General features: G+C 73.0%; 8 protein-coding genes. 1 reads left to right on the top strand and 7 read right to left on the bottom strand.

What is annotated here, in order from left to right; translation table 11 throughout:
• Both ACFVGY_RS37415 and ACFVGY_RS37410 read right to left on the bottom strand, forming a co-directional pair.
• A partial coding sequence (locus ACFVGY_RS37415) for an arylamine N-acetyltransferase (RefSeq protein WP_385686946.1) occupies nucleotides 1-908 on the bottom strand: 908 nt, incomplete at its 3' end.
• 2 nt (nucleotides 909-910) lie between these two features.
• Entirely contained in the window at nucleotides 911-1,936 is a 1,026-nt protein-coding gene (locus ACFVGY_RS37410) for an aldo/keto reductase (RefSeq protein WP_385686943.1), read from the bottom strand.
• Between the two features lie 139 nt (nucleotides 1,937-2,075).
• Here ACFVGY_RS37410 and ACFVGY_RS37405 point away from each other — a divergent pair, with 139 nt between their 5' ends.
• Nucleotides 2,076-3,017: an NADP-dependent oxidoreductase gene (locus tag ACFVGY_RS37405; RefSeq protein WP_385686940.1), complete on the top strand. Its 942-nt coding sequence runs from the start codon at nucleotides 2,076-2,078 to the stop codon at nucleotides 3,015-3,017.
• Here the strand turns inward: ACFVGY_RS37405 and ACFVGY_RS37400 are convergent.
• The 5 genes from ACFVGY_RS37400 to ACFVGY_RS37380 all read right to left on the bottom strand — a co-directional run bounded on the left by ACFVGY_RS37400 (nucleotide 3,007) and on the right by ACFVGY_RS37380 (nucleotide 7,356).
• Nucleotides 3,007-3,567, bottom strand: a complete 561-nt coding sequence (locus ACFVGY_RS37400) for a DUF4291 domain-containing protein (RefSeq protein ID WP_385686938.1) — start codon at nucleotides 3,565-3,567, stop codon at nucleotides 3,007-3,009. The genes ACFVGY_RS37405 and ACFVGY_RS37400 overlap by 11 nt on opposite strands.
• Before the next feature lie 103 nt (nucleotides 3,568-3,670).
• On the bottom strand, nucleotides 3,671-4,861 hold the full coding sequence (locus ACFVGY_RS37395) for a 3-hydroxybenzoate 6-monooxygenase (protein WP_385686935.1): 1,191 nt from the start codon (nucleotides 4,859-4,861) through the stop codon (nucleotides 3,671-3,673).
• A gap of 26 nt (nucleotides 4,862-4,887) precedes the next feature.
• Nucleotides 4,888-6,177, bottom strand: coding sequence for a 3-phosphoshikimate 1-carboxyvinyltransferase (gene aroA, locus ACFVGY_RS37390; RefSeq protein ID WP_385686932.1), 1,290 nt, complete (start codon nucleotides 6,175-6,177; stop codon nucleotides 4,888-4,890).
• Nucleotides 6,174-6,731: a transketolase C-terminal domain-containing protein gene (locus ACFVGY_RS37385; RefSeq protein ID WP_385686949.1), complete on the bottom strand. Its 558-nt coding sequence runs from the start codon at nucleotides 6,729-6,731 to the stop codon at nucleotides 6,174-6,176. Before ACFVGY_RS37385 ends, aroA begins: the two co-directional genes overlap by 4 nt.
• Nucleotides 6,732-6,795: 64 nt before the next feature.
• On the bottom strand, nucleotides 6,796-7,356 hold the full coding sequence (locus ACFVGY_RS37380) for an SDR family NAD(P)-dependent oxidoreductase (RefSeq protein WP_385686929.1): 561 nt from the start codon (nucleotides 7,354-7,356) through the stop codon (nucleotides 6,796-6,798).
• Nucleotides 7,357-7,368: the final 12 nt, after the last annotated feature.

Raw genomic sequence — 7,368 nt, 5'->3', positions numbered from 1 at the left:
TTGGGCAACCTCGGCATAGCCCTGGCCGAGGTGGGCCAGCTCGACGAGGCCATCGACGCCCATACCCGGGCCGGCAGCGCCGCCACGACCACCTTCGCCTCGTCTTCCGTGAGCTCGATCTCGAACTGCTCGTCCAACAGCTCCCGAACCTCCTCGTCGACCACGTACCGGACCTCGACGGTGCCGTCGGCCCGGGTCAGCGTGAGCTTGCGGTGGTTGAGGTTGAGCCGCCAGTCCTCCGCGATCCGCTCCAGGAAGACCCGGCCGGTGAACGGCGAGCTGGAGTGGGTGGAGATGAAGTAGTTCGCCACCACGCAGTCGATGTGGTGGTGGCCCTCCGTGGCGTACCAGTACAGCGGGAACCAGCCGTCCTCCCGCCGCAGCGAGAGCACCCACTCCTTGTCGGTGCCCGCCACGCGGTCGAGCTTGTACACCCAGCCGCCCTGGTCCACGACGGTGCCGTCGGCGACCGGGACCGGCTCCAGCGGACCCTCGTCGCCGAAGCCGACGTCGGCCAGCCACGTCTCGTCGCCGACGGCCACGTGCAGCATGAGGTGGGTCCGCGGGAGCGGCTTGGGGGCGTCCAGGACGGGCCGGGCGTACAGGCGGGTCACCTCGTAGCCGAGCCGCTCCAGCAGGAGCGCGAAGAGCATGTTGTGCTCGTAGCAGTAGCCGCCGCGCCGCCGGCGCAGCAGCTTGTCCTGCATCACGTCGACGTCGAGGTCGATGCCCCGGCCGAGCAGGATGTCGAGGTTCTCGAACGGAATGGTCAGGGCGTGCGCCCGGTGCAGCCGGCGCAGGGTCTCCGCGTCCGGCTCCAGACGCCCGGTGACGCCCAGGCGGTCGAGGTACGCCTGGACGTCGAGCCGGTCGGCCTGCCACTGGGCGGGGCTGCCGATGGCGACCATGCTCAGCCCGCCTGCCCTGCCGCGCCGGACTTCTTCTCGCTGTCGAGCATGGCCATGCCCTCGGCGTCGAAGCGGGTGCCGGCGACACCGTCGGCGGGCACGGCCCGCTCGATCTCGGCGACGTCCTCGGCGGTCAGCTCGATGTCGAGCGCGCCGAGCGCCTCGGTGAGCTGGTCGCGGCGGCGGGAGCCGACCACGGGGACGACGTCCGGGCCCTGAGCCATGGCCCAGGCGATGGCGAGCTGCGAGGTGGTGACGCCCTTGGCCTCGGCCACCTTGCCGAGGGCCGCGACCAGCTGCAGGTTGCGGTCGAGGTTCTCGCCGCTGAAGCGGGGGAAGCTGCTGCGGCCGTCGTCCTTGGCGGTGGCCCGCTGGTGGTTCCAGCGGCCCGAGAGCAGACCGCGGGCGAGGACTCCGTACGCGGTGATCGCGGTGCCGAGCTCGCGCGCCGTCGGCAGGATCTCGTCCTCGATGGAGCGGGAGAGCAGGGAGTACTCGATCTGCAGGTCGGCGATCGGGTGCACCGCGGCGGCGCGGCGCAGGGTCTCCGCGCCGATCTCGGACAGGCCGATGTGGCGGACGTAGCCGGCGTCGATCATCTCCTTGATGGCGCCGATGGTCTCCTCGATCGGCACGGCCGGGTCGAGGCGCGCCGGGCGGTAGACGTCGACGTGGTCGACGCCGAGCCGCTGGAGGGTCTGCGCCAGCGAGTTCTTGACGGCCTCGGGACGGTTGTCGACGCCGAGGATGCCGCCGGCTGGATCGCGCAGGACGCCGAACTTGACGCTGAGGGTGAGCTGGTCGCGGTCGTGGCTCTGCAGCACCTCGCGCACCAGCAGCTCGTTGTGGCCGCTGCCGTAGAAGTCGCCGGTGTCGAGGAGGGTGATGCCGGCCTCGATGGCGGCGTGTGCGGTGGCGACGCCCTCGGCCCGGTCGGCGGGCCCGTAGAAGTCGGACATGGACATCAGGCCGAGGCCGAGAGCGGAAACCTCGGGGCCGGCCGAACCAAGTGAACGCAGCTGAGTCATATGGCCCAGCATTGGGGAACGTTCTGCGAAGCAGAAAAAATTCCCGGCCGCTCTGTCAGGTTCCGCGCCCCACAAATGGCCGGATATCGACGGGGCCTTGGCTTTACATTCGGATCGGCGCGCCCAGATCATGGAATGCATGACAGAAACCATGCGTACGGTCCGTCAGGAAGCCCTCGGCGGCAACGAGGTCCTCAACCTGACAGATTCCCCGATTCCGACTCCCGATGCCACGGAAATTCTGGTAAAGACGCACGCGGCCGGTGTGAATCCGATCGACTGGAAGATCCGCGAATTCGGTCTGTGGCTGACCCCGCCGTTCGGCGTCGGCTGGGACGTCTCCGGCACCGTCGTGGCCGTCTCGCCCGGCGAGAACCGCTTCCAGGTGGGCGACGAGGTGTTCGGCCTCCCGTCGTTCCCGAACGAGGCCGCCGGCTACTCCGAGTACGTCGCCGCCCCCGCCCGCCACTTCGCGCGCAAGCCGCAGTCCCTGGACCACGTCCAGGCGGCGGCCCTGCCGATGGCCGGCCTGACGGCCTGGCAGGCCCTGGTGGACGGCGCGGACATCCAGCCGGGCCAGCGCGTTCTGATCCACGCGGCGGCCGGCGGTGTCGGCCACCTGGCCGTGCAGATCGCCAAGGCCCGCGGCGCCTACGTCATCGGCACCGCCAGCGCGGCCAAGCACGAGGTGCTGCGCGAGCTCGGCGCCGACGAGCTGGTCGACTACACCGCCGAGGACTTCACCGAGGTCGTCAAGGACGTGGACGTCGTCCTCGACCTGATCGGCGGCGACTACGAGGACCGCTCCCTGCGCACCCTGCGCCCCGGCGGCACCTACATCGGCGTGATCAACCCGCTCGCCCTCGAAGAGATCAAGGCGAAGGCGGAGGCCCAGGGCCTGCGCGGCATCACGGTCAACGTGGCGCCCGACCACGCCGTACTGGAGGAGCTGGCCGGTCTCGCCGCGGCCGGGAAGATCCGCCCGCTGATCGCCGGGACGTTCCCGCTCCAGGACGTCCGCAAGGCCCACGAGCTGAGCGAGTCCAAGCACGCCACCGGAAAGATCGTCCTCACGGTCTGATCCGCCGGGCGAGCTCCACGGGGAGCGGGTACGGGCGCTCGGGCGGCAGCAGGCGCTGCGCCCGGGCGCCGTGGCCTGCCCGGACCAGGGCGGCGGCCTTGCGGGCCCGGCCGGTCAGGTCGTCGAGGCCGACCACCCACTCCTGCGCGAAGGTCCGGATCAGCCCGCGGCCGATCCCGACCTGGATGCTGTAATGGTTCAGCGCCGCGCCCCGCAGGGAGCGTTCCGGGTCCCACTGCAGGTGGACCTCCGCCCGGTCGACCTCCGCCCGGTCGGCGGTCGTCAACACCGCCCGGGACAGCGCCTCTTCCCACCCCTCCCGGGTGATCCGCACGGCCAGCACCCGCTCCTGCCCCGGCTTGGCGGCCCAGTTGCTGCGGTGCATGAGCCACAGGAACGACGGTTTGATCCAGGTCATGCGCCCGAAGGAGAACGGCGGCACGAACCGGCCGGCACGCAGGGCCGGTTCGGCGATGGCGGGCCCGTACGCCTGGTAGACGGTGACCGTCCGGTCGTCGTAGCGGGCGCGGATCTCGTGGAGCGGCGGCATCCGCCGCACACTGCCAGCCGGCCGGAGGCTGACGCGAGCCGTTTTCCGCCGCAACGGGGCGGTGGGGGCACGGACGTTCCGCGCCCCCACCGCCCCGGCCGTTTCAACTGACCGTGCCGGCCTCGAAGTCGAAGGCGCCGTGCAGCCACGCCACCTTGTCGTACATGTCGTCGTCCGACATCGAGGCGAGCATCGCGTTGCGCTCGACGCGGGCGTCGCCGGCCGCGTGGTACAGCTGCCGCCCCATCTCGCGCGCCACCAGCTGCACCCGGGCGGTGCGCTCGCGGCGCGCCGCGCCGTACTTCTCCAGCCGCTGCTCGTAGTCGGCCGGGCAGCCGTCCAGCAGCCCGCCCAGCAGCACCGCGTCCTCGACGGCCTGGCAGGCGCCCTGGGCGGCGTACTGGAGCATCGGGTGCGCGGCGTCGCCGAGGAGGGCGACGCGGCCCTCGGTCCAGCGGTCGACCGGGTCGCGGTCGCACAGCACCCAGGCCTTCCAGTCGCGGCCCAGCTCCAGCAGCCGGCGCGCGGCGCCCGACAGCTCGGGGAAGGAGTTCAGGACGTGCTCGTGGCCGGCGGGGACGCCGGCCACGGCCTCGGTGGCGCCGTCGTCGCGGGTCGCGGCCAGGTTGAAGTGCTCTCCGCCGGCGATCGGGTAGTGGACGAAGTGCCACTTGGGGCCGGCCCACAGGGTGACGGTGTTCCAGCGCAGCTCCTCGGGGACCTCCGACATCGGGATCACCGACCGGTAGATGGTGTGGCCGGACACCCGCGGGGCCCCGTCGCCGACCAGCTGCTGCCGGATCGCCGAGTGCAGGCCGTCGGCGCCGATCAGCGCGTCGCCGGTGATGCGGCGGCCGTCGGCGAGGAGCGCCGTGACCTCGCCCGCCCTCTGCTCGTAGCCGACCACGTGGTGGCGGCCCCGCAGCTCGACGCCCGGGTGCCGGCGGGCGGCCTCCAGCAGCGGCAGGTACAGGTCGACGCGGTGGACGACGGCGTACGGGTTGCCGAACCGGACCCGGTAGTTCTCGTTGACCGGCATCGCGGCGACCTTCTCGCCGGTGGTGCCGTCCATGAACCGCAGCTCGTCGATGAAGACGGCGCGGTCGCGGACCTCCTGCCCCACCCCGAGCAGGTCGAGGGCGTGGAAGGCGTTCGGGCCGAGCTGGATGCCGGCGCCGACCTCGGTGAAGACGTCCCGGCGTTCCAGCACGGTGATCCGGTGTCCCCGCTTCGCGAGCCCGAGCGCCGCGGCAAGGCCACCGATGCCACCGCCGGCGATGAGTATGTCGGCCATGAGGGTGTCTCACATCCCTTTCGTTGTCAGTGACGGTTGGTGCCCGGGTGGGCCGGGAAGAGCCGGGCCAGCTCGGTGTGGAAGCCGGGGAAGGTCTTGCCGACGCAGGACGGGTCGTCGAGGGTGATGCCGGGGACGCGCAGGCCCAGCACGGAGAACGCCATCGCGATCCGGTGGTCCCGGCGGCAGGCGATCCGGGCGGCCGCGGGTCGGCCCGGGTGGATGGTGATCCGGTCCGGGCCCGACTCGGTGCGGATCCCGAGGGCGTGCAGGTTCTCCTCGACCGCGGCGATCCGGTCGGACTCCTTCAGCCGCGCATGGCCGATGCCGTGGACGCTGATCGGAGCGTCGGCGAGGGGGGCGACGGCAGCGAGGGTCATGAAGGTGTCGGAGATGTCGCCCATGTCGACGTCGAAGCCGCCGCGCAGCACCCCGCCGGCGGCCCCGGTGACGGTGGTCTCCCGCTCTCCGACCTCCACGCGGGCCCCGGCCCGGCGCAGCACCTCGACGAAGCCGAGGTCGCCCTGGACGCTGGAGCGGCCGAGGCCCGGCACGGTGACGGTGGTGCCGGTGACGGCGGCCGCCGCGAAGACGTACGAGGCGGTGGAGGCGTCGGGTTCGATGTCGAGCTCGGCGGCCCGGTAGCCGCCGGGCAGGACCTGGATGGCGCCGCCCTCGAACTCGTCCACGTACGCCCCGAAGTGGCGCATCAGGTCCTGGGTCATCGTGATGTACGGACGGCTGACCAGCCCCTGGCCGCGTACGGTCAGCGGCTCGCGCATCAGCGGCCCTGCCATCAGCAGCCCCGTGAGGTACTGGCTGCTCAGGCTGGCGTCGACGGTCAGTTCCCCGCCCCGCAGACCGTCGGCGTCGACGGTCAGGGGCAGTCCGCCGGCCGGCTCGGTGACGCGGGCCCGGACGCCGAGCCGGCGCAGCGCGTCGGCGAGCGGCCGCAGCGGGCGGGCGCGCAGCTGGCCGGTGCCGTCGAAGGTGAAGCTGCCGCGGCCGGTCGCCGCGAACGGGGGCAGGAAGCGGGCCGCGGTGCCGGCGTCCTCGCACCACACCGGGGCGCCGGCGGCGGGCGGGACGGGCGGGCGGCCGGTGCCGGTGACCTTCCAGGCGCAATCGCCGGGCTCGGCCTCGATGTGCACGCCGAAGCCGGTCAGGGCCTCGCGGAAGGCGAGCGTGTCGTCACTGACCAGCGGGGCCCGCAGCAGCGAGACGCCGTCGGCGGCGGCGGCCAGCAGCAGGGCCCGGTTGGTGATGCTCTTGGAGCCCGGGATCCGGGCGGTCAGTACGGCGTTCAGGGCGGTCACACGTGCTCCCGGTGTCGGTGTCCGGCGCGGGCCAGGCTGGCCCGGGCCGTGGCGGCCACCCGCTCGGCGGTGAAGCCGTGCTGTCGCAGCAGGGCGGTGTACGGAGTGCCGGTCCCGGACCGGTCGAGGCCCACGGGCATCCCGGCGTCGCCGAGGAGCTCGTACCAGCCGAGGGCCGCGCCGGCCGTCACGGAGACCCGGGCGCGGACCCGGCCCGGCAGCACCTGCTCGCGGTAGGCGGCGGGCTGCTGCCGGAAGCGTTCGAGGCGGGGCATCGCCACCACCCGGGCGGCGATGCCCTCGCGCTGGAGGATGGCGCGGGCGTCGAGGGCGATGTCCGCCTCACCGCCGCCGGCGATCAGCAGGACGTGGGGCGCCCCGCCGTCGGCCTCGGCCAGGACGTAGCCGCCGCGGTGGGACCGGACCGGGTCACCGGGCTCGTACGGCGCTCCACACCGACCGGGGACGGGACCGGTGGCGGGGCCGGTGCCGGTGTCGGCGACGGGGGCGGGACCGGTGTCGGCGACGGGACCGGTGCTGGGGGTGGGACGCATGCTGCTCACCGTTCTCCTCAGGGCTCCTCTGCTCGGCCGGTGTGCGGGGCCGGCCCCGGTCTGGTCAGGCGCTCGTCTTCCGGTCGAGCACGAGGTCGTGGCCGACGATGTACGAGGCGGCGTCGGAGCAGAGCCAGACGACGGTGTCGGCGATCTCCTCGACGCTGGCGCCCCGGCCGAGCGGGCACGGGCTGATGGCGTTGATGCGGATGGCCCGGGAGACGTACTCGCGGGCCGCGGTCCGGGTCAGGGCGGAGACGGCGGCCGTGGACGCGGCGTACGCGCCGAGGCCGGGGAGCATGCCCTGCGCGCCGATGTTGCTGGCGGTGTTGACGATGACGCCGCCGCCGACGCCCTCCATGTGGGCGATCTCGTGCTTCATCGAGAGCCAGACGCCCGTCAGGTTCGACGTCAGCGTGTGGGCCCAGACCGTCTCGTCGATGTCGCCGACGGGCTGGTGGGGGCCCAGTTCGGCGGTGTTGTTGAAGGCCACGTTCAGGGCGCCGTGACGGCGGACCGTCTCCGCGACGACGAACGCGGCGCCGGTGCCGCGGCCGTCGGCGCCCGTGGGGTGGGGGACGTCGGCGGCGATTAGGTGGGGCCCCCCCCCCCCCGCGCGGCACACCCTAAACCGTCC

The sequence above is a fragment of the Streptomyces sp. NPDC127106 genome, from assembly GCF_042677605.1.
Lineage (GTDB): Bacteria > Actinomycetota > Actinomycetes > Streptomycetales > Streptomycetaceae > Streptomyces.
Note: the sequence above shows the minus strand (reverse complement) of the source record. Positions and strands in the feature narration are given on the sequence as shown.

Excerpts from the sequence above, each read along its gene's own strand:
- ACFVGY_RS37395 (WP_385686935.1), bottom strand. The coding sequence starts at position 4,861 with ATGGCCGACATACTCATCGCCGGCGGTGGCATCGGTGGCCTTGCCGCG.
- ACFVGY_RS37400 (WP_385686938.1), bottom strand. The coding sequence starts at position 3,567 with ATGCCGCCGCTCCACGAGATCCGCGCCCGCTACGACGACCGGACGGTC.
- ACFVGY_RS37385 (WP_385686949.1), bottom strand. The coding sequence starts at position 6,731 with ATGCGTCCCACCCCCAGCACCGGTCCCGTCGCCGACACCGGTCCCGCC.
- ACFVGY_RS37410 (WP_385686943.1), bottom strand. The coding sequence starts at position 1,936 with ATGACTCAGCTGCGTTCACTTGGTTCGGCCGGCCCCGAGGTTTCCGCT.
- ACFVGY_RS37405 (WP_385686940.1), top strand. The coding sequence starts at position 2,076 with ATGACAGAAACCATGCGTACGGTCCGTCAGGAAGCCCTCGGCGGCAAC.